Origin of the sequence: Altererythrobacter sp. (assembly GCF_050299635.1) — a bacterium.
Lineage (GTDB): Bacteria > Pseudomonadota > Alphaproteobacteria > Sphingomonadales > Sphingomonadaceae > Erythrobacter.
In genome coordinates this window covers 177561-198116 of record NZ_JBNKWF010000001.1, presented here as the reverse complement: position 1 = coordinate 198116, position 20556 = coordinate 177561, and the positions used below count along the sequence as shown (strand labels likewise).

16 protein-coding genes are annotated in these 20556 nt (G+C 60.8%); 10 read left to right on the top strand and 6 right to left on the bottom strand.

What is annotated here, in order from left to right:
* Nucleotides 1-767, bottom strand: a 767-nt coding sequence (locus ACQY6C_RS00930) for a hypothetical protein (RefSeq protein ID WP_427963679.1), incomplete at its 3' end; no start/stop codon positions are given.
* A 422-nt stretch (nt 768-1189) separates the two neighbouring features.
* Between ACQY6C_RS00930 and ACQY6C_RS00925 the strand changes: the two genes are divergently transcribed.
* Complete coding sequence (locus ACQY6C_RS00925) at nt 1190-1831, top strand: TetR family transcriptional regulator (protein WP_427963677.1); 642 nt, start codon at nt 1190-1192, stop codon at nt 1829-1831.
* A gap of 36 nt (nt 1832-1867) precedes the next feature.
* Here ACQY6C_RS00925 and ACQY6C_RS00920 read toward each other — a convergent pair whose 3' ends face one another.
* Complete coding sequence (locus ACQY6C_RS00920; RefSeq protein WP_427963675.1) at nt 1868-2686, bottom strand: DUF2182 domain-containing protein; 819 nt, start codon at nt 2684-2686, stop codon at nt 1868-1870.
* Nucleotides 2686-3318 (bottom strand): DUF1326 domain-containing protein, encoded by a 633-nt coding sequence (locus ACQY6C_RS00915; protein ID WP_427963674.1) that lies wholly within the window; start codon nt 3316-3318, stop codon nt 2686-2688. Before ACQY6C_RS00915 ends, ACQY6C_RS00920 begins: the two co-directional genes overlap by 1 nt.
* 281 nt (nt 3319-3599) lie before the next feature.
* On the opposite strand from ACQY6C_RS00915, the gene ACQY6C_RS00910 reads away from it, so the two are divergent.
* The 3 genes from ACQY6C_RS00910 to ACQY6C_RS00900 all read left to right on the top strand — a co-directional run bounded on the left by ACQY6C_RS00910 (nt 3600) and on the right by ACQY6C_RS00900 (nt 9275).
* Nucleotides 3600-5390, top strand: a complete 1791-nt coding sequence (locus ACQY6C_RS00910; protein ID WP_427963672.1) for a sulfotransferase — start codon at nt 3600-3602, stop codon at nt 5388-5390.
* Nucleotides 5391-5596: 206 nt separating this feature from the next.
* Nucleotides 5597-7972, top strand: coding sequence for a TonB-dependent receptor (locus ACQY6C_RS00905; protein ID WP_427963670.1), 2376 nt, complete (start codon nt 5597-5599; stop codon nt 7970-7972).
* Nucleotides 7973-7985: 13 nt separating this feature from the next.
* Nucleotides 7986-9275, top strand: coding sequence for an amino acid permease (locus tag ACQY6C_RS00900; RefSeq protein WP_427963668.1), 1290 nt, complete (start codon nt 7986-7988; stop codon nt 9273-9275).
* Here the strand turns inward: ACQY6C_RS00900 and ACQY6C_RS00895 are convergent.
* Complete coding sequence (locus tag ACQY6C_RS00895) at nt 9255-9854, bottom strand: TetR family transcriptional regulator C-terminal domain-containing protein (protein ID WP_427963666.1); 600 nt, start codon at nt 9852-9854, stop codon at nt 9255-9257. The genes ACQY6C_RS00900 and ACQY6C_RS00895 overlap by 21 nt on opposite strands.
* A 33-nt stretch (nt 9855-9887) precedes the next feature.
* Between ACQY6C_RS00895 and ACQY6C_RS00890 the strand changes: the two genes are divergently transcribed.
* Both ACQY6C_RS00890 and ACQY6C_RS00885 read left to right on the top strand, forming a co-directional pair.
* Nucleotides 9888-11057, top strand: a complete 1170-nt coding sequence (locus tag ACQY6C_RS00890; RefSeq protein ID WP_427963664.1) for an aromatic ring-hydroxylating oxygenase subunit alpha — start codon at nt 9888-9890, stop codon at nt 11055-11057.
* Nucleotides 11054-12661, top strand: a complete 1608-nt coding sequence (locus ACQY6C_RS00885; RefSeq protein WP_427963662.1) for a phytoene desaturase family protein — start codon at nt 11054-11056, stop codon at nt 12659-12661. Before ACQY6C_RS00890 ends, ACQY6C_RS00885 begins: the two co-directional genes overlap by 4 nt.
* A 455-nt stretch (nt 12662-13116) precedes the next feature.
* Here ACQY6C_RS00885 and ACQY6C_RS00880 read toward each other — a convergent pair whose 3' ends face one another.
* Both ACQY6C_RS00880 and ACQY6C_RS00875 read right to left on the bottom strand, forming a co-directional pair.
* On the bottom strand, nt 13117-14394 hold the full coding sequence (locus ACQY6C_RS00880; RefSeq protein ID WP_427963660.1) for an amidohydrolase family protein: 1278 nt from the start codon (nt 14392-14394) through the stop codon (nt 13117-13119).
* Nucleotides 14391-15794, bottom strand: coding sequence for a M20/M25/M40 family metallo-hydrolase (locus ACQY6C_RS00875; RefSeq protein WP_427963658.1), 1404 nt, complete (start codon nt 15792-15794; stop codon nt 14391-14393). Before ACQY6C_RS00875 ends, ACQY6C_RS00880 begins: the two co-directional genes overlap by 4 nt.
* A 232-nt stretch (nt 15795-16026) precedes the next feature.
* On the opposite strand from ACQY6C_RS00875, the gene ACQY6C_RS00870 reads away from it, so the two are divergent.
* The 4 genes from ACQY6C_RS00870 (at nt 16027) to ACQY6C_RS00855 (ending at nt 20554) form a co-directional block, all read left to right on the top strand.
* A complete protein-coding gene (locus tag ACQY6C_RS00870; RefSeq protein WP_427963656.1) occupies nt 16027-16914 on the top strand; it encodes an ROK family protein in 888 nt (295 codons plus the stop codon).
* A 124-nt stretch (nt 16915-17038) separates the two neighbouring features.
* Nucleotides 17039-18382, top strand: coding sequence for an MFS transporter (locus ACQY6C_RS00865; protein WP_427963654.1), 1344 nt, complete (start codon nt 17039-17041; stop codon nt 18380-18382).
* Nucleotides 18383-18553: 171 nt separating this feature from the next.
* The gene (locus tag ACQY6C_RS00860; RefSeq protein ID WP_427963653.1) at nt 18554-19132 is read left to right on the top strand and encodes an OsmC family protein; all 579 of its coding nucleotides are present in this window, start codon (nt 18554-18556) and stop codon (nt 19130-19132) included.
* Nucleotides 19133-19306: 174 nt separating this feature from the next.
* Nucleotides 19307-20554, top strand: a complete 1248-nt coding sequence (locus ACQY6C_RS00855) for a flavin-containing monooxygenase (RefSeq protein WP_427963651.1) — start codon at nt 19307-19309, stop codon at nt 20552-20554.
* Nucleotides 20555-20556 lie beyond the last annotated feature (2 nt).

Below are 20556 nucleotides of genomic sequence, written 5' to 3'. Positions count from 1 at the left end.
AGCCACGATCCTACAAACTGGCCCGCGCCGCGCAGCCAGGTTTCTGCTGCAATGACCTGGATCAGGCCTGAAGACACTTCGCCATGATTTGCATCTGGTGCCTTAAGTGAACGCCTGTCATGGCCAAGCTCGCCGATGACGACGCTTTTGCCGCGGACGGCTTCGAGGATCGCGTACTCTCCGCCGCCGAGAGCGGCCAGGTCCACCTGGACCAATTGCGAAGTGTCGATCGAATAGTCAGGATAGATCGCCGAGTGAGCGTGACCATCACTTGCTATTGTGTTCCAGATTGAGGGATAGGTGGTTCCGCCGTCAGAATGGGACGCTTCTATCCCCCAAACTAGACCGAGGAAATCGGGTTGGATGTCGCTGCTCGCGATGCGCATGCCTTGCTCGAAGAACGGACTGCCAGCTTCGACCAGTTCGTTCTCGTCGATGTCCTTGCGGACCGTCCGGGTGAGAACGATACGGTCCTTGTTCTGCTCAAGGACTGACCTCAATTCGCGGTCAATCTGCAATGAAGCGCTTCGCTGCAAAGGTGAATCGATAACGATCAGCCTCGCACCTTGATCGTCAAGCTGCTTGACCGCATTGAGGACATTGAGATTTGTTCGAAGGCGTGATTTGCCGAGCTGCTGGGATTGATCGGTCACCAGGACTATTTCGCCGCTTGGAGCGCGGTTGAACATTTTCGACTGGACTGACCAGATTGCAATGTCGAGCGGGCGCAAGATCGTGACGACCGCGAGCAGCATCGCCACAAACATGGCAATGGCCGCGTGGCGGAGCCTTTCGTTGGCAAAATGTCGTTCCAATAGGTCCCGCAAGATCCGTTCCTCAGCTCGGATCGTCCTAACAGAGCAGTGTAAATGTACCGTTTCCTATGCCCTTCAAGGCAGGATGCGACGTAATCATTCATGATTTCATTGATTTATGTGGGGTTTCGGTGGGATCTGTGAGGGCAATTGCAGGCCTGCGGCACCAATTATTAACCCATCGAGCCTGCGCACCACGATTCACCGGGCCATGACAAGCGACCTGCGATGTAAATGCACTGATTCGTCAACCTGGCGCCAAGCGCGTCTGGATCAGCGTTCGCCAGCCTTGCCAAAATCAATAGATATTCAGTTCTGACAGGCGCAGTTGGAGCATTTGCAATCGCATCAACAAGCTGCTCAAGAGAGGCTACATGAGACGAGAATCGGCCCTCAAGACTGCGCGGCAATTGCCCAAGGGAGTTATCCGCGATGCACTGCTGGACGCCGCCAGTTCGCTGATGCGCGAACAGGACACGGTCGAGATCGGGATCCTCGATATTGCCGCGCGTGCCAGGGTCAATCACGGCATGATCCGCTATTATTTCGGCAACAAGGAAGGGATGCTCCTCGCCTTGCTCGACCGCGATGTGGGGGTCCGAATTCGCCAGTTGGAGGCGCTGTTCCGGCTCGACGTTACACCGACGGAGCGGATGCGCATCCATCTCGAAGGGATTCTCGATACCTACTACCAGATCCCCTATCTCAACCGCCTGATCCAGGCGATGGTGCGCGAAGCGTCGGCCGAACGCGTTCACCATATTGCCGAAGAGCTTTTGAAGCCGATCGCCAAGGCCCAGCACAGGATCATCGAGGATGGAATCGCGGCGGGCGAATTTCGCCAGGTCGATCCCAAGCTCTTCTATTTCAACACGATCGGTTCGGCCGATGGCCTCTACTCCAACCGCTTCACGCTCGCGGCTGTGTTCGGCGGTATTCCCGCAGCCGACGAAGCTCTGCACGAACGCTATAAGCGCCAGACCGTCGAGACATTGATGGCAGGACTTGTCGCCTGATTGCCAGTACCGACTATCAATCTGTTTGATTTCCGATCAGACTTGGATGCCGAACAGCATCGATCCGCCTAGCATTACAAATGCTGCACCCAGGGCAAGGCTCACCTTCCTGCCATACGGGAGAAGCTTCTCAGCGGCGACAGCGAGCGTAAGGATGGCAATCCAGACCAGGTTCATCACCCCTCCCACGAACAGCAGCAGCATCAAAAGCCAGCAGCATCCCAGGCAATATGCGCCATGGATCAGACCAAGACGGAATGCTCCTGCAGCGCCGGGAGAGTGATGGCGGGCAATGAAGAGTGCCGGATTGCGGCAGTGACGCAGGCAGGCCTGCTTGGCAGGCGTCAACTGGTAAATCCCCGCAGCGATCAGAACGATTGGCGAAAGCAGGTCCATCTCGAGTGCCATGATCGCGGGCGAAAGCAGCATGGCCTGGCTCAGCGCAATCTGTGCCACAGCGGCGAAAACGGAAAATACTCCCCAGACAACGATGTAACCACTCACGAATTGCCAGATTGGGGGAGTGGCTGACCCGTAGCTGGTGCGGTAGGACCGGTCATACAGCAGCACGACCGGTGCCGCAGCGGGGATCATCATTGCCACCATCATGACCCACCACATGGCGAACGAAAGCAGGATGTTGTGCGCGGACCAAACCGTCATAGCCATGCCCTGCGCCATAGCCTGCGAAGATCTCCCCGCATCGGCAGCAAAGGGGAACAGGCTGTACTGGGCGCCATGCGGCATCCCGGCTCCGCTTGCAATCCAGAGCCAGGCGAGTGCGGTCATCAATGTCAGCCCGGCAATCGTTATAAACCGGGGTGCGCGCAGAGCCCGCGCGATGCCCGCCGCCATTATGAGTGGACAACTCCATGGCTATTGAGATGCAGATTGGCGAACTGGGCATAGCTGCCTGCAAGTTCGATCGGCACCGGACTGGTACCCGTGCTGGTGGCCGATCCAATCTCCGCAAGTTCGTATTCGAAACCGTCCGGCAGGTCGATGCGGGCCCGGATTTCACGACCGTCGACCGGGCTCTTGATCGGTTCGCCTTCCATTTCGACGTGACCCGGAATCCGTAAGCGCCCCTTTCGACCGTCAATATCGACGTCAAATTCGATTGGCGCAAAGACCGGTTCGTGCATGGTTTCGACGGTCGTTGCGAACACGGCGAAAAAGGTCGCCATGGGATCGGTGTCGCCGCCGGTCATGATCGTCAGTAGGGACGCACGCTGCGCCTCGCTGGCATTTTCATCGACAAAGGCCACGCATTCGCCATGCCCTTCGTGGATCGGCCCGGGCCATTTGAAGATCGCGCCGACTTTCAGTCCGGAAAGGTCGGTATCGCCATGTTTGCCCTCGTCGATGATCATTCCAAACACCGCATGGCAATGCCCCTTGTCCGGCAATCCTCCGAACTGGCAGTTGCAGCCGTAGTCGCAACTGCAATTCACCAATTCGCGGCCCTTGAACTCCCAGTAAGCCATATGCGCCTCCTCATGATGCCAGGCACGTTCTCTCAAGCAGCTGAAGGTTGAATGCGCATATTATCACATATGATGATCCATATCCACGGGAGGGTCGCGCCCTGATGAACCGGGGTGTCGCTGGGGATCGACGCCGACCTGACGCAAAACCCTGGCAAGGACGAGATCGAGCAGCTCCACGGCCTCCTGCGCCGATTGGTGGAACGGTGATCGCCAGCAGCAAGTCTACGATGTAGCCAATCCCCCTATCGCGCATGTCTATCCAATGTTAGTCGCTCGCCATGAGCGGCGTTCAATCAGGTTCGAATAGTCCGAAATCAGGGCGCATCGGCGAATTGATCGAGCGTGATCCGGCGGGTGCAGTTGCCGAATTGCGCCAGGCAGTGGTGCGCGATCCACTGAATGCTGGCGCGCAACGATTGCTTGGCCGGGCATTGCGTGCGGTCGGAGAGGTCGAGCAGGCTGAGGCGGCGGAGATGGCTGCAGTCCGGGCCGCCACGCATGATCCCCAAATGCTTGCGATCGCGCAGGCCTTGCTGGAAGGCGACTTACAGCAGGCGGAGCCCTTGCTGCGCGACCGGTTGCGTACACAGCCCACCGATGTTGCGGCGATCCGCATGATGGCGGAACTTGCGGCGCGGATCGGCCGATTCCGCGATTCCGAGGCACTGTTGCGCCGGGCGCTGGAATTGGCGCCGGGCTTCCTGGCGGCACGGGCAAACCTTGCGACGATCCTCTACAAGCAAAGCCGTTATGAAGAGGCCGCGAGCGTCCTCGACGAAGTGCTGGAGCGCGACCCGGCCAATCCCGGCAATCGCAACCTGATGGCCGCGACGCTGGGGCGGATCGGCGATTATGACGAAGCGCTCAAGCTCTATGACGAGCTGGTCGAAACCTTCCCCGACCATGCCAAACTGTGGATGAGCTATGGCCATATGCTCAAGACCGTGGGCCGGCTGGACGAAGGCGTTGCGGCATATCGCAAGGCGCTGGAAAGCCAGAACGACCTGGGCGAAGTCTGGTGGAGCCTGGCCAATCTCAAGACGGTGAGCTTTTCTGATGAAGACGTCGCCGCAATGGAAGCGGCACTGGCTGGAGGGCCTTCGCAAGAGGATGCACTGCATCTCCACTTTGCCTTGGGCAAGGCATGGGGCGACAGGCACGAAGCGGACAAGAGCTTCCATCACTACGAGGCAGGCAACGCGCTGCGCAGTGAGGAACTGGGTTACGAGCCGGAAGTGATCAGCGCGCAGGTCGATCGCATGATAGAAGTGCTGACGCCGCAATTCCTGGCGGCTCACGAGGGAGAGGGCGATCCCTCGCCCGATCCGGTATTCATTCTGGGCTTGCCCCGGGCAGGCTCGACGCTGCTGGAACAGATTCTCTCCAGCCATTCGCAAGTAGAAGGCACGATGGAGCTGCCAGACATCCCGGCCATGGCAATGCGCGAGGCCAGGCAGTCGGGCGGCGATCTGCGCGACTGGCCCGATGCTGTCGCCGAGATGCCGCCGGAACGCCTCGCTGAACTGGGTGCAGAGTTCCTTGAGCGGACCAGAGTGCAACGCAAGACGCACAAACCGTACTATATCGACAAGCTGCCCAACAATTGGAGCTATGCCGGGTTCATCCACCTGATCTTGCCCAATGCAAAGATCATCGATGCGCGCCGACACCCCCTGGATTGCTGTTTCTCCAACTTTCGCCAGCATTTCGCCAAGGGGCAGGCGTTCTCTTATTCGCTCGATCATATCGGTCGGTACTATGCAGATTATGTGCGTGCGATGGACCACTATGATCGCGTGATGCCTGGCCGCATCCATCGCGTGATCCATGAGCGGCTGCTCGACGATCCCGAAAGCGAAGTGCGCGCGCTGCTCGAATATATGGGGCTTCCATTCGAAGAGGATTGTCTGGAGTTCCATCGCAATGCGCGCGCCGTGCGCACAGCTTCTTCGGAGCAGGTGCGCCGCCCCATAAACCGCGATGGGGTGGGGCAGTGGGAGCCCTATTCGCAGTGGCTCGGCCCCCTGCTGGAAGCGCTGGGCGATCTCCCCCAAACCTATGCAAGGTAGGCCAGCTCACAGGCGTGATGTGGCAAAAATGCCATAACCGGCCCTGATCGGCGATAAACTTGCGGTTATCCTCCGGGGAATCTTGGCAATTCGCGTAGTTTGTGGCGGATTGCAGCCAGGGACGTTTTCCGATGGAGGAATCCTTGACTACTCAGGACAATAGAAGACTTCGCAGCCTATCTGTCGCCTTGCTTGCGGGAAGCGCAATGGCATCGGTTTCACCTGCGATGGCGCAGGACGCGCAGAGCGGGGCAAGCAACAATGTCATCATAGTGACCGCGCAGAAGCGGAGCCAGAACCTGCAGGACGTGCCGGTCGCTATCACCGCGCTGGGCACGGAAACACTCGACGAACTGCAGGTCAATGATCTGGAGGGCGCAGTAAAATTTCTGCCTTCCGTGACCATCCAGACGCTCGCGCCGGGCTTTGCGCAAGTCTATTTCCGTGGTGTCGCCTCGGGCGAGAATGCCAACCACTCGGCTTCGCTGCCGACAGTCGGCACCTATCTCGACGAAATGCCGATCACGACTATCCAGGGTGCGCTGGACATTCATGCCTATGACCTTGCCCGCGTCGAAGCGCTCGCTGGCCCGCAGGGTACTCTTTATGGCGCCAGCTCCATGGCCGGTACTATCAAGATGGTCACGAACCAGCCCGACTACTCGGGCAGCTATGGTGCGATGGATCTTGAGCTGAACAGCGTGGCGCATGGCGGGATCGGCGGCACGGCAGAGGGGTTCTATAATGCCCAGCTATCCGACAGTGCCGCGCTGAGGTTGGTTGCATGGTACCGCAAGGATGCGGGCTATATCGACAATATTCCCGGCAGCCGCACCTATCCCACGTCCGGCATAACGCAGGACAATGCGCAATATGTCGAAGACGATTATAACGAAGTCGATACATATGGTGCCCGTCTGGCGCTGGGCATCGAACTTGACGACAATTGGACCATTCGCCCCACCGTTATGGGCCAGGTCCAGCAGGCGGACGGCAGCTTCGCGCAAGAGCGTTCTTCCGCGGTTACCAAGAGCCTTCAGACCGTCCAGTACAACCGTGAATACAGCAAGGACAAATGGCTCCAGGCTGCGCTCACGATCGAAGGCAAGATCGGCAATTGGGATCTCGTCGCGACCGGCGGCCATTTGTGGCGCAAGGATACGGTGGACGCCGACTATTCGGACTATGCCTATTTCTACGATGCGCTCTATGGCTACGGGGCCTATTTTTACGACAACAATTACGATCTCGTCAGCCCCAACCAATATATTCAGGGCGGCGACAAATACCGCCGCGCCTTTGGCGAAGTGCGTATCAGCAGCCCTCAGGATGCACCGCTCCGTTTCATCGGCGGAGTGTTCGCGCAGCGCCAGAAGCACGAGATCACGCAAAACTACATCGTTGACGGTATCGCCGATATCAACGTCGTTCCCGGCACCAACAGCGATATCTGGTTGACCAGGCAAGACCGAACCGACCGCGACTATGCGGCCTTTGGCGAGCTCAGCTTCGATGTGACGGACAAGCTCACGCTGACGGGCGGTGCGCGGCTCTACAAATACAAGAACTCGCTGATCGGCTTCTTCGGCTACGCGCAGAACTTCTCTTCGCGCACCGGCGTGTCGGGTTGTTTCACAACAGATGGCCCGCCGCTTAACGAGAACCCCACCGGTACGCTCGCGCCGCCTGTTGTCGACGGGACGCCATGTACAAATCTCGACAAGACCACCTCCGATACCGATGCGATCTACAAGGTCAACGCGACCTACAAGATCAATCCGGACGTCATGGTCTATGCGACCTGGTCGCAGGGCTTCCGGCCCGGCGGCATCAACCGCCGCGGCACTATCCCCCCTTATGGGCCGGACAAGCTCGACAATTACGAGCTGGGTTGGAAAACGCGCTTTGGCGATGTCACGTTCAACGGTGCGATCTACCAGGAGGACTGGAGCGATATTCAGCTGTCCTTCCTGGGCGAGAACGGCCTGACGGAAATCCGCAATGCGGGCATTGCGCGCATTCGGGGTATCGAAGCGGACCTGTCCTATCGCGCGGGCGGACTGAAGCTCGCGCTCTCGGGCAGCTATAATGACGCCACGATCCGGCGCGATTTCTGCCTGATTGCCAATGACAGTTTCGATTGCACCCTGCCTGGAAGTGACGGGGCGGATAACGCCTTGCTCGCGCCTTCAGGCACGCGCTTGCCCGTGACCGCAAAGTTCAAGGGCAATGCCGTTGCTCGCTACGAATTCCCTGTGGGCGGGTGGGACGCGCACGTCCAGGGCGCACTGGCGCATGTCGGCAAGAGGCGGAGTGACTTGAGGACCTTCGAAAACGCTCTCAAGGGCTTTTTCGATGCGTACACAACGGTCGACTTCAGCCTGGGTGTGAAGAAGGACAATCTCAGGTTCGAACTCTTCGCGACCAATCTGTTCGACGAACGCGGGGTCATCAACAGCGGGGTGCAATGCCTCGAAACGACCTGCGGCGATCCGGGCAACCTCAGCAATACGGGCGGCGTGTTTTACGACTATGTGATCAAGCCGCGCATCATCGGGATCAAGGCCGGCTTCGATTTCTGATCGAGCGCCGGGAATGATCGAGAAAACAGAAAGGCCGGGCCGCAAGCTCGGCCTTTTTGCTGCCATCGCGCTGGTCATGGGCAACATGATCGGGTCGGGCGTGTTCCTGCTGCCTGCCAGCCTCGCGCCCTACGGCTGGAATGCTGTGGGCGGCTGGATTGTGACCATTGCTGGTGGGCTGGTGCTCGCATGGCTGCTCGCTTGTCTGACGCGGCAGTTATCCGGGGCCGACGACATGATCGGCTTCATCAGCACAGCATTCGGGAAGCAGGTGGGCTTTATTGCTGGCTGGCTCTATCTCCTGACGCTCTGGATTGGCACGCCGACCATCGCCGTTGCGGCAATTAGTTACCTTTCCGAGCTGGTGCCTGAGGCGGGCGCCTTCCCCGCGTTTGGTGCACTCGCATTGTTATGGGGGATTACCTTGATCAACCTGCGCAGTGTGAGCTCTGCGGGCAATTTCCAGATCGTGACCTTGCTGATCAAACTGGTGCCACTCCTGCTTGTAGTGGTCATCGCCGCCTTGCAACTGGCAAGCGGCAATGCCGAGATTGCTCCATTCGAAACCGAGCAAATCAGCCTGCCTGCTCTTTCAGGTGCCGCCGCACTGACTCTTTGGGCCTTGCTTGGTTTCGAATCCGCCAGCGTTGCTGCCAAGCAGGTACGTGACCCAGAGGTCAACGTGCCGCGCGCTACCATCTTGGGGACGGCGCTGACCGGGCTGCTTTACATGGTGGTCTGTTCCGCCATCGCGATGATGCTGCCCCAGGATATAGCTAGTAGCTCGCCAGCACCTTTTGCAACCTTCGTTGAACGATACTGGAGCGCGGGGCCAGCTGCGCTGATCGCTGTTTTCGCGATCGTGAGCTGCATCGGCGCCGTCAACGGCTGGGTCCTGATTCAAGGCGAGCTGCCGCGATGTATGGCCAGCAAGGGCGAACTCCCCCGCTGGTTTGCCGTAACCGATGCTAACGGTACTCCACGCCGGGCGCTGATTGTCTCGTCATTGATCGGCAGCGTGGTCCTGATGCTCAATACAAGCCGCAGTACCCAGGGCCTTTTCGAATTCCTGCTGTTGCTTACGACATCTGCTGCCCTGTGGTGTTATCTCGGTGTCGCGCTGGCGGCTTGGAAATTGAATATCGCGCGTTTCTGGGCGGTGCCGGGAGCGCTGTATGCGCTGTGGGCGCTGTGGGGCGCTGGCATCTATGTCAGCTCGTTGAGTTTCGCACTGCTGCTTGCAGGCATACCGGTGTGGTGGTGGACCAGGCGCGAAGCGCGGCTAACCGAGCAGCCCGTCTAGCCACTTTTCCGCCAGAGCCTCCGCATCTTCGGGCGTGAAGGGCGCCTGGCCGAGCGAAAGCTCGAGCCACAGCCCGTCAATAAGCGCTGTCAGCGCGATTGCTGGCAAGCGGGCATCCTGCACCGCCGGGCGATAGGCGCGGATAAGCGCTTCCAGTCCTCGACGGTATTCGCTGTAAACCTCGCCGCGGACCTGTGCCACCAGCGCCTCGCTGCGCGTCAGGCTCCAGAAAGCAACATAGGTTGCGAGCAGATCGGGCGATGCGATCGGCGGACGGAAACTCGCGGCCAGATAGGCAAGCAGGCGGGCGCGCGGATCGCTGCCGGCGGCGGCCACCGCCGCTTCCAGCGCCTCGCCAATAGTCTCACCCACCCAACGATACGTCTCCGCAATCGCTTCCGACACACCCGCGAAATAGTGCCGCAACAGGCCGGGAGAGACGCCCGCCTCGGCGCAGATCGCGCGCACGGAGACGCCCGCCGCGCCCTTGTCGGCCAACACGCGCGCGCAAGCGTGGATAAGGCTCTGCCGCCTCTCATCGGGATCGGCGCGGGTAAAGGCTTTCACTTGCTGCTGCATCTTGTTATACGAGTGTATAGCAAGGATTCGGACATGGCAACTCAACCAGCAAACGACACCCCGGCTACCGACCCGCTCGATGGCTGGAGCCTGCCCGCATGGACCTATCGCGATGCGGAATTCTACGCGCTGGAGCAGGAGCGGATTTACCGCCCGAGCTGGCAAGTGGTCTGCCATGAAAGCGACATTCCCGCGCACGGGGACTGGCACTCGCTCGATTATTGCGGCGAAAGCGTGATTGTCGTCCGCGGCAAGGACGATGTGCTGCGCGCCTTCACCAATGTCTGCCGCCATCGCGGATCGCGGTTGGTGGACGGATCGACCGGCTGCGCAAGGAAGCTTGTGTGCCCCTATCACGCATGGACGTATGATCTCGACGGACGGCTGACGGGGGTTCCCGACAGCGCCAGCTATCCTACGCTGGACAAGGGCAAAGCCGGGCTGGTGCCTGTCGATCTCGAAATCTGGCGCGGATTTATCTTCGTGCGGCTTGAAGACGATGGCGGACCATCCGTCGCGCGGATGATGGCGCCATATGAGGATATGGTCGCCCCCTATCGCTTCGAAGAACTGAAAGCGCTGGGTCGCGTCACGCTGCGTCCGCGCGAGGTGAACTGGAAGAACGTCGGTGACAATTATTCGGACGGGCTGCACATCCCCGTCGCACATCCGGGCCTCACCCGCCTGTTCGGCAAGGGCTATGGCGTCGAAGCGCAGGAGAATGTCGACCGCATGTGGGGGGCAATGGTCGATCGGCCATCGGACAACTGGTCTGAACGTCTGTACCAAAACCTGTTGCCGCCAGTTCCGCACCTGCCGGAGGACCGCCAGCGTTACTGGCTCTATTTCAAGCTGTGGCCCAATGTCGCTTTCGATATCTACCCCGACCAGGTCGACTTCATGCAGTGGTTGCCGGTCAGCCCCACGACCTGCCTGATCCGCGAAATTTCATATGTACTGCCGGATGATCGCAGGGAGATGCGTGCCGCGCGCTATCTCAACTGGCGCATCAACCGACAGGTCAATGCCGAGGATACCGCGCTCATCACCCGCGTTCAGCAGGGCATGGATAGCCGCAGTTTCTCGATCGGGCCGCTGAGCGACAGGGAGGTCTGCCTGAAGCATTTCTGCAAGAAGATGCGCGACGTGATCCCGGAAGCGCGCCTTGAACACCAGCCCGCTGCCGGATGGAGCCGCGCATGACCAAGCAATATGATGCAGTGATTATCGGCGCGGGCCACAATGGCCTCGTTTGCGCCTTCTACCTCGCCCAGGCGGGCCTCAAGGTTCGGATCGTCGAAAGGCGCGATGTCGTTGGCGGGGCCGCTGTGACTGAGGAGTTTCATCCCGGTTTCCGCAATTCGGTCGCCAGCTACACTGTCAGCCTGCTGCAGCCCAAGGTGATCGCGGACATGCGGCTTCACGACCATGGCTATCGCGTGGTCGAACGCCCGATCTCCAATTTCCTGCCTCAGCCTGATGGCGGCTATTTGAAACTCGGTGGCGGGCTGGAGCGGACGCAGGCCGAGTTCCGCAAGTTTTCAAATACAGATGCCGAGGCGCTGCCAGCCTATTACGACGCGCTGGAGGGCGTGGCCCAAGTGCTGCGCGACCTTGCGCTCAAGAGCCCGCCCAATGTCGGGGAAGGGCTGCGAACGCTGGTCGCGGGGGCGACACAGGGCTGGGGGATGGCAAAGCTCAGCCTCGAGGCGAAGCGCGATGTGCTCGACCTTTTCACCAAATCCGCAACCAGTTTCCTGGGATCGTGGTTCGAGAGCGAGCCGGTCAAGGCCGCCTTTGGCTTCGACGCCGTTGTGGGGAACTACGCGTCTCCCGATACGCCGGGCAGCGCCTATGTGCTGCTGCACCACGTCTTCGGCGAGGTGAACGGCAAGAAGGGCGCCTGGGGCCATTCGATCGGCGGGATGGGCAATATCACGCAGATCATGGCCAAGGTTTGCCGCAATCTGGGCGTGGAGATCAGCCTCGAATGCCCAGTGGCAGACGTGCTGGTCGATGGCGACCGGGTGGCGGGCGTGAAGCTCGAAAGTGGTGAAGAGATCGCCGCCAGCCGCGTGATCGCCAATGTCGGGCCAAAGCTGCTCTATGGCAAAATGCTAGGGCAGGAGCACCAGCCCGAGGATTTCCGCCGCCGGATGCGCGGCTTCAAGGCGGGCGGTGGCACCTTCCGCATGAATGTCGCCTTGAGCGAATTGCCGAAGTTTACCTGCCTGCCCGAACCGGGCGAGCATCACCAGTCGGGCATCATCATCGCACCGACGCTCGATTACATGGACAAGGCCTTCCTCTATGCGAAGGCGCATGGCTGGTCGAAGGCACCGATTGTCGAGGTGCTGATTCCGAGCACGGTCGATGACAGCCTCGCACCCGAAGGCCAGCATGTCGCCAGCCTGTTCTGCCAGCAATTCGCGCCCGAGCTGCCCGATGGGCGGGATTGGGATGACGAGGAAGACGCCGCGGCGGACACGATCATCGATACGGTCGAGCGGCATGCGCCGGGCTTCCGCGCCTCGATCCTCGGGCGGCAAGTGTTGAGCCCCAAGGGGCTATATCGCAAGTTCGGCCTGGTCGGCGGAGATATCATGCACGGCCATATGAGCCTCGACCAGCTCTGGTCTGCGCGTCCTGTTCTGGGCAATGGCGCCTATCGCGGGCCGGTGAAGGGGCTCTACATGTGCGGCGCGGGAACCCATCCGGGCGGCGGCGTGACCGGCGCGCCGGGGCACAATTGCGCGCGCGAGGTGATCGCCGATGGCGGGAAGTTCGGGCGGTTCAGCGCGGTCTAGCGCGAGGACGCCGCAGACGACTGCAATCGATCCAATTGCGGGCACCAGGTATCAGATGAATTGTAGCAACGCTGCCGCTCCGAAAGCCGCAATGAATATGCCCCGCTCGCCAAGGTTCAGACTTTGCTCGCGACCTGCCGTCCATATCAAATATGTCCCGGCACCAATAAGCAGCCCCAACTGGGTAATACCTCTCACAAGATAGTTGGACTTGCTGGCGTAGCTCCAACTTCCAGCGGCTGGACCCTCAGCGCCCCAAGGATAACAGTTGGGTCCAGATGGGCACGGCTGGGCCGACATTGCTTTTAGTAGATCGACTGAAAGGATTGCCGCTACCAAGCCTATTAAGATGATACCGAAGATCTGCGATGGTTTGAGCTTAGTCACTTCGATGTCGTGCCACACTACGCATCTCGCTTCAACGTCCCCTTCCGACCCACATTCGGACAATTGGGCTACCTCACCAACTCCCCGCCCTTCATCACATGCGCGACGTGCTCAAGCACCGTCACATCCGCCAGCGGGTCGCCTGACACGGCGATCATGTCGGCGAGTTGGCCCGCTGCGATACTGCCCAGCTCGTCCTGATGGCCGATCACCTCCGCGGCACTGAGCGTGGCAGCGCGGATCGCCTGTAGCGGCGTCATCCCATTGGCGACCATATAGCCGAACTGGCGCGCGTTGATGCCGTGGGGGTAGACGCCTGAATCGCTGCCAAAGGCGAGCGGCGCGCCCATCTCGACCGCGCGGCGGAAATTGTCGCGCTGTATCTGCGTCGTCTCGCGATTTTTGCGCAGGTACTCCTCGGGCCAGCCCTCGGCGGTGCCAACTTCATCGATATAATCGCCATTGAATACGTCCATCACGAGCCAGACGCCGTGCGCCTTGGCCATCGCCAGGCCTTCCTCATCGATCAGGCTGGCGTGTTCGATAGAGCGCACGCCCGCGCGGATCGCGTTCTTGATCCCTTCTGCGCCGTGGGCATGGGCGGTGGCGTAGGAGCCGCGAGCCTTGGCCACTTGAGCCGCCGCGCGCATCTCCTCCTCGGTCAGTTCGGGCTCTCCCGGTTCGGTGCCGATGGCGAGCACCGCCCCGGTGCCGATCAGCTTCAGGAAATCGACGCCGTGGTCGAACAGATATTCGGCCTTCTCACTCGCCTCCGCCGGGCTGGTAAGCACACCGTAGCGCATGTCGGCGGGCAGTTGGTCATTGGGCACCACGCCGTTCAACTCGCCCCCACCGCCCGGATGGGTGAGATAGGCACCCGCCACGAACATGCGCGGTCCCGGCACCAGCCCCTTGTTGATCGCATTGCGCAAGGCCACGTCGGTCAGCCCGCGATAGGTTCCGACATCACGTACGGTGGTAAACCCGGCCTCGAGCGTGACACGGGCATTACGTGCACCGATAAGCACCGTATCGACGGGCGAAGTCTTCAGCGGATCGGATAGATCGGCGCTCGTGCCTGTATCCGACAGATGCGTATGCAAATCGATCAGGCCGGGCAGCACCGTATAGGCGCTCCAGTCCACCTTCTCGGCACCCTCCGGCGTATCGCTGCAAGGTTCTACCCGCGCTATCCGCTCGCCTTCAATCAATACGCACTGGCCAGTGAGAACAGCACCGTTTTCGACGTCGAGCAGCCTGCCTGTCTCGACATAGAGCGAATTGGCGGCAACAGGCGTCGAGAGAAAGAGCCCAGCGCTTGCCAGTGCAGTCGCGAATATTTTCATTTCGAAGCCAGTTCGGTCAGCAGCACCTCGTAATATTTCAGGCTGCGGTCGATGTTGCCGATGGGCACGCGCTCATTGAGGCCATGCGAGTAGTCCTCGCTGTCCTTTGTGAATGTGCCGCTCGCGCCATAGCTCGGCACGCCCAATGCCCGGTACCACATCGAATCCGAAGCGCCGGACGCCTGCGAAGCGATGATCGGCACGTTTCCAAATGCGGAATGGACAGCCTTGGTCGCAGCTTCGACGAAACTCTTATCGTAGGGGGAAGCTGGCGCCGTGGTGACATATTCGGGGTTGATTTCCTCGATCGTCATCGCCGGTTCGTTTGCGACTTTGGCCAGCTCCGCGATGATCTCTTGCTTTGAATGGCCGGGGAAGATGCGGCAGTTGACATAGCCCGTGGCGCGCTGCGGCAAGGCGTTGAGCGCGTGGCCCGCCTCGACCATGGTCGGAACGCAAGTTGTGCCGATCTTGCCGATCATGGCCGGATTGCTGCGCAGCACTGCAATTGCCGCCTTGTCTGTCGGGTCCTTGGCGAAGGCGCGCATTGCGGCGGCTAGCAACGGATCGCTTTCGAAGTCCGCCGCCTTCTCGAAATAATCCCGCGTAATGTCATTCAATTCCGGCAAGAAGCGATAGGCACCGATCCGGGCGAGGGCGGCCGAAAGCTGGGCAATGGCGTTCTCGTCGCGCGGGGCAGAGCTGTGCCCCCCGGGATTGGTCACTTCCAGCTTGAAGTCGCCATAGGTCTTTTCGGCACCCTGCCAGCTCCAATAGGCAGGTTTGCCGCTGGTTTCGTCGAGCGTCCCTGAAGCGCCATCGACATTGAGCACCAGCTTTGCGTGTTTCAGCCGATCGGCGATAGCGCGTGAGGTGGCCATCGTGGTTTCTTCGTCGCCCGAATAGGCGATCACGATGCTGCGCTTCGGACGGAAACCCTGTTGCCGCAGCTTCATCACTGCGATCATGGCTTGGACTGCATCGAATTTGGTGTCGCTCGCCCCGCGCCCGAAGAGATATCCGTCTTCCACGACCGGCGTAAAAGGATCGCGTTCCCAATCCGCGGGATCGGCCTCGACCACATCCAAATGCGCGCTGATCACGATCGGGCCAAGCGAGGGATCGCTGCCTTGCCAGGTGGCGACGAAATAGGCCGTATCGTCAAGCGGGACGATCTCGATATCGTTCGCCGACCAGCCATCCGCCAGCAAGGTATCGCGGAATAGCTCGGCCACTTCCCTGGTCTGATTGCCTTCGCCGCGCACGGAACGCAGCGCAATGGCGGCGCTGGAAAGCTCGACAACCTGCTGTGCGGCGGTGTCTTCAAGGTCCGATCTGGCCTGGACCGGCATAGCCAGCGGCACCAATGCAAGGGCCGCGGCGATAAGGGTCTTCTTCAAGCGTTTACTCCCACCTGGCTATCATAAGCGTGATCTAGCCGAGAGATGGGGCGCGGACAAATCACCTTTCTCTGCTGTCCTGCTCGTTTGCGCTTCGCCAGGGGCCGTAGCCGCGCGGCTCTATAGCCAAACTGTGCAACAGGGTGTGCCGATGGGTAGCGCAGATTTCCCAAGGTGCTAGCACCAATGCAATTGAGCGCGAATTGCCTTGGGGCGCGGAGGAGATTGCCTAATGAGTCTGGTCGGTGCTGTTGAAGCGGGTGGAACCAAGTTCATCCTTGCCCTGGCACAATCCGATGGCTCGATCGTGGCACGCCATCGGATCGACACGCGCCATCCCCGCGAGACGTTTCCAGAGATGGTGAGCTGGTTCGAAGCTCAGGCCGATACGCATGGTGAAATTGGAGCATTCGGGATCGGCAGTTTTGGACCGATCGATATCGATCCGGCCTCTCCCACCTACGGGACGTTTACGACTACGCCCAAACCCGGCTGGAGCGGCGCGCGATATCAGGATGCGCTGTCCGGGTTCAACGTGCCGATCCTGATCGATACCGATGTAAACGGGGCTGCGATTGGCGAATGGCGGGCAGGCGCGGGGCAGGGCTGCTCGACCGTCGCCTACACGACCGTGGGAACGGGGATCGGCACAGGTGTGGTCAAGGACGGCGTGCCGCTGGCCGGCTTCTCGCACTATGAAAGCGGGCATTTGCGCCCGGCGCGCAAGCCAGGCGATGATTGGCCGGGTGCGTGCCCCTATCATGGTGACTGCCTTGAAGGTCTTGCCGCCGGTCCTTCGGTCAAGGCGCGCTGGGGGCACGATTTGTCGAATGGCACCGCAGAGCAGGTCGAGCAGATAGCAGGCTATCTCGGCGAGTTCGCCGCAACATTGGTGCTGTTGCACATGCCCGAACGGCTTATTTTCGGTGGCGGCGTGATGAAGACGCCGGGCTTGCTGGAAGGCCTGCGCAAAGCCGCCCGCGCGAGCCTCAACGGATATGTTGCGGCCTATGACCGCGATCTGACTGACCTCATCGTCTTGCCGGGCCTGGGTGACGATGCCGGAGTTACCGGCGCGGTAGGGCTCGGCCTGCAAGCCCTATCGGGCAAGAATACGTAATCACCGATGAATCACTGAAGAAGCATTTGGATTCTCTGGAAGAGCGTGTCACTCGCACGGGCTGAGGTGGCTGCAAGCGCAATTCGCGTGCGAAAACGCATCACCATTGGGAGGGGAAGATTTCATGGAACAGAAGAATGCTGCATCGATTCGTGCTGCCTTCATTGCCGTAACCACGCTGTTCTTTGCCTGGGGATTCATCACGTCTCTGATCGATCCGCTGGTTGCAGCGGTGAAGGGCATCTTCACGCTCACCGACTTTCAGGCTCAGCTCTCCGCCTCGGCCTTCTTCATTGCTTATGGTCTTATCTCCTTTCCGGCCGCGACGCTGATCGCAAAGCTTCGCCCGGTGCCGGCAATCCTGTTGGCGCTGGGGATGATGGCTGGTGCCTGTCTGGTGATGCTGGGCGCGGCCAATATCGCCAGCTACACGCTGGTGCTGGTCGGGCTGTTCGGACTCGCCAGCGGGATCACCATTCTGCAGGTTGCCGCAAACCCGCTCGCCGCCGCACTCGGCAAGCCTGAGGGCAGCCACTTCCGCCTTACCCTGTCCCAGACATTCAATTCCTTCGGCACTTTCATAGGTCCGATCATTGGCGCCGGGCTGTTCCTGCAGGGGGTCGAGGTCAAGGAAGGGGTCACGATCACGCCGGAAGTGCGCGCCAATGCACTGGCCGGAATCGATCGCGCCTATTTCTGGATCTGCGGCCTTCTCCTGCTGCTGCTGGTATTCTTCTGGCTGTCGCGTCGTACGGTCTCCTCCGCTGCACCCGAACCTGCGCCCGCCAAGGGCATTGCTGCGATGATCGCAGAAGCGTTCGCGTCTCGCTGGGCCATGATCGGCGGCGCTGCGATTTTCCTGTATGTCGGTGCGGAGGTCGCGATCGGCACGCAGATGGCATTCTTCCTCAACGACAACAGCATCTGGGGCCAGTCCGATGCGGCATTCGGCGTACCGCTTCTTGGCACGGTAATGGGGAATGACGGCGTTCCGGGCGTCTCACTGCAGGAAGCTGCCCGGGCGGTGGCCTTCTATTGGGGCGGAGCCATGGTGGGTCGCGCGATCGGCACCGTTCTGCTCGCACGCATACCGGCTGCACGACTGCTCGCAGTGTTCACCGCAGCGGCTGCCGCGATGTGCATCTACGTCTTTGCCGTTGGGGGCGTAACCGCGGGCTTCGTCGCCCTTTCGATCGGACTGTTCAACTCGATCATGTTCCCGGTGATCTTCACACTCACGCTTGAACGGTCGACCGCAAGCGAGGAAGCAACCTCGGGAATGCTATGCACCAGCATCATTGGCGGTGCGTTCCTGCCGCCGCTGGTTGGTGTGGTGTCTGGGATGGGCGGCTACGTGCTGGCATTCTGCGTCCCTGCAGCATGCTACGTCCTGCTGTTCGGCTTTGCGCTTGCCGCCGGAAATGTGGCCCGGACCCGCGCAGTCGAGGAAGCGCCTGCGGGCCATTGAGCGGTTGTGCCCGGCGGCTCCCGCGCCGGGCCGGCCTTCTGAAACGATCGAAACAAAAGACCTGCTATGGCGGCATCCGACTGAAACGTTGCGCGTCGATATCTCCTGTCACTCAGTCCGCACCTGGTGCGAGCGAGAATGACTACCCCCTACCGAGACAGGAGAGAATTGATGACCGAAGTAATGACCAAGCCGGAACGCGTTGCCATCAACGGCGTTGATGTTCCCACTTTCGTCGCCACGCTTGGCGCCGTCGACAAGCAGCGCGAAATCGCCCGCTTCACCTTCCGTGCCAATGGCGAATGGCTTTCGGGCACGCATAGCCGGATCGCTTTCAACGATTTCTACGGCGCCTGCTGCGAGAACGAGCATAACCAGCGCTACACGATCGAAGGCGACCACCCCGAAGTTCTGTGCGGCACCGACAATGCCCCGACTCCCGCTGAACTGCTGCTGGGCGCTCTGTCTGCCTGCCTGACTGCCGGCATTGGCAACATCGCTTCAATGCGCCAGGTCGAGCTGAAGTCGGTCGAATGCCAGGTTGAAGGCGATATCGATCTCACCGGCATCCTCGGCATCGACCCGCAGAGCCGCAACGGCTTCAACGGCGTGCGCGTGACGGTGAAGATTGACGGCGACGCAGATGCGGAAACGCTCGAGAAGATCGTCCGCCAGTCGGTTGCCCGCTCGGCCGTGTTCGACGTGATGACCAATGGCGTGCCGGTTTCGGTGAACGCGCAGGTCGCCTGATCGAAAATCCCCCGCAAGCAGAGGCCCGTCGGTTGATCCCGGCGGGCCTCTTTGCATACGCGCAAAACGCATTCGCTCCGCTGTTACAATTGAAACACCAAAGCCGCTTCAGCGGCACACAGCCGATACATTGAACAGCCAGAAGGGATGGGCAAACCGAAGAGGAGCCCCACCGTGGCACAGTTCACAGACTGCCTGATTATTGGAGCCGGACAGGCCGGCCTGGCGATGAGTCAATGCCTCGCCAGCGCAGGTATCGATCATGTCGTGCTCGAACGCGGGACCGTGGGCAACCGCTGGGTCAGCCAGCGCTGGAAGTCGCTACGCTTGCTGACTCCTGGCTGGATGGCCCGCCTGCCGGGCCGATCGCTGTTCGGACAAGACAGCAGCTTCCGGCTCGCAAGCGAACTCCCGGAACGCCTTGCCGCATACCGTCGGGATTTTGCACTGCCTGTTATCGAGGGCGTGGACGTGCTTGCGCTCGAGCCGCTGGGTGATCGCTTCAGGGCCGTTACATCGCGCGGAACCTGGGTTGCCCGCAGCGTGGTCGTCGCCACCGGGGCGTGCGACCGCCCGCATGTGCCGGGCTGGGCGCGTGATCTTTCCCCCGCCATCCACCAGCTTGCGTCGACCGAATACCAGTCGGCTGACGAATTGCCCGACGGCGGTGTACTGGTCGTCGGCGCGTCCGCAACCGGGGTGCAACTCGCCAGCGAGTTAGCGCGGTCGGGCCGCAAGGTGATGATTTCCGCCGGAAGCCACGTGCGCACGCCACGCAGCTATCGTGGGCGCGACCTGTTCGATTGGTTCAGTGCGAGCGGTTATCTGGGCGAAGCACCGCCGCAGGGGCGCTCGCCCGCGCAGATGATCGCGCAACCTTCGCTCCAACTCGTCGGTACTCCCGATCGTGAGAATATTGATCTCTACCGCCTCGCTGGCGAGGGCGTGATTGTCACGGGGCGCGCAACTGCCGCCGATGGACCTGTCGTTTCCTTTGCGAACGACCTCGTCTCGCAACTGGAACGCGCCGAAGCGCGCCGCAAGCGCGTGCTTGGCCGGATTGACGATTACATCGAACGCAATCTTCCCGGCTTGTCGGAAGACGAAGGCGCATGGCGCAACCCGCCGATGCTGCTGCCCGCGAGTGGTGCGATCAAGCTGCCGTCCTTCGGCATCAACACGGTGCTGTGGGCGACGGGTTATCGCCGTGACTACACCTGGCTGCATCTCGACGCCTGCGATGGCTCGGGCGAGCTCAGGCAGCAGGGCGGCATTTGCGACGTTCCGGGCCTCTTCGTGCTGGGCCTGCCGCATATGCGCCACCGTGCATCCAGCTTCATCGACGGGGTTGGGCGCGATGCCGAAGCCCTCGCTCCTGCCATTGCTGCCCATCTGGGCGAATCCAGTCTCATTGCCGCCTGAGG

What these genes read in the sequence shown, in the direction of transcription:
- ACQY6C_RS00925 (WP_427963677.1), top strand. Translation starts at nt 1,190, where the DNA reads ATGAGACGAGAATCGGCCCTCAAGACTGCGCGGCAATTGCCCAAGGGA.
- ACQY6C_RS00920 (WP_427963675.1), bottom strand. Translation starts at nt 2,686, where the DNA reads ATGGCGGCGGGCATCGCGCGGGCTCTGCGCGCACCCCGGTTTATAACG.
- ACQY6C_RS00915 (WP_427963674.1), bottom strand. Translation starts at nt 3,318, where the DNA reads ATGGCTTACTGGGAGTTCAAGGGCCGCGAATTGGTGAATTGCAGTTGC.
- ACQY6C_RS00910 (WP_427963672.1), top strand. Translation starts at nt 3,600, where the DNA reads ATGAGCGGCGTTCAATCAGGTTCGAATAGTCCGAAATCAGGGCGCATC.
- ACQY6C_RS00905 (WP_427963670.1), top strand. Translation starts at nt 5,597, where the DNA reads ATGGCATCGGTTTCACCTGCGATGGCGCAGGACGCGCAGAGCGGGGCA.
- ACQY6C_RS00900 (WP_427963668.1), top strand. Translation starts at nt 7,986, where the DNA reads ATGATCGAGAAAACAGAAAGGCCGGGCCGCAAGCTCGGCCTTTTTGCT.
- ACQY6C_RS00895 (WP_427963666.1), bottom strand. Translation starts at nt 9,854, where the DNA reads ATGCAGCAGCAAGTGAAAGCCTTTACCCGCGCCGATCCCGATGAGAGG.
- ACQY6C_RS00890 (WP_427963664.1), top strand. Translation starts at nt 9,888, where the DNA reads ATGGCAACTCAACCAGCAAACGACACCCCGGCTACCGACCCGCTCGAT.
- ACQY6C_RS00885 (WP_427963662.1), top strand. Translation starts at nt 11,054, where the DNA reads ATGACCAAGCAATATGATGCAGTGATTATCGGCGCGGGCCACAATGGC.
- ACQY6C_RS00880 (WP_427963660.1), bottom strand. Translation starts at nt 14,394, where the DNA reads ATGAAAATATTCGCGACTGCACTGGCAAGCGCTGGGCTCTTTCTCTCG.
- ACQY6C_RS00870 (WP_427963656.1), top strand. Translation starts at nt 16,027, where the DNA reads ATGAGTCTGGTCGGTGCTGTTGAAGCGGGTGGAACCAAGTTCATCCTT.
- ACQY6C_RS00865 (WP_427963654.1), top strand. Translation starts at nt 17,039, where the DNA reads ATGGAACAGAAGAATGCTGCATCGATTCGTGCTGCCTTCATTGCCGTA.
- ACQY6C_RS00860 (WP_427963653.1), top strand. Translation starts at nt 18,554, where the DNA reads ATGACCGAAGTAATGACCAAGCCGGAACGCGTTGCCATCAACGGCGTT.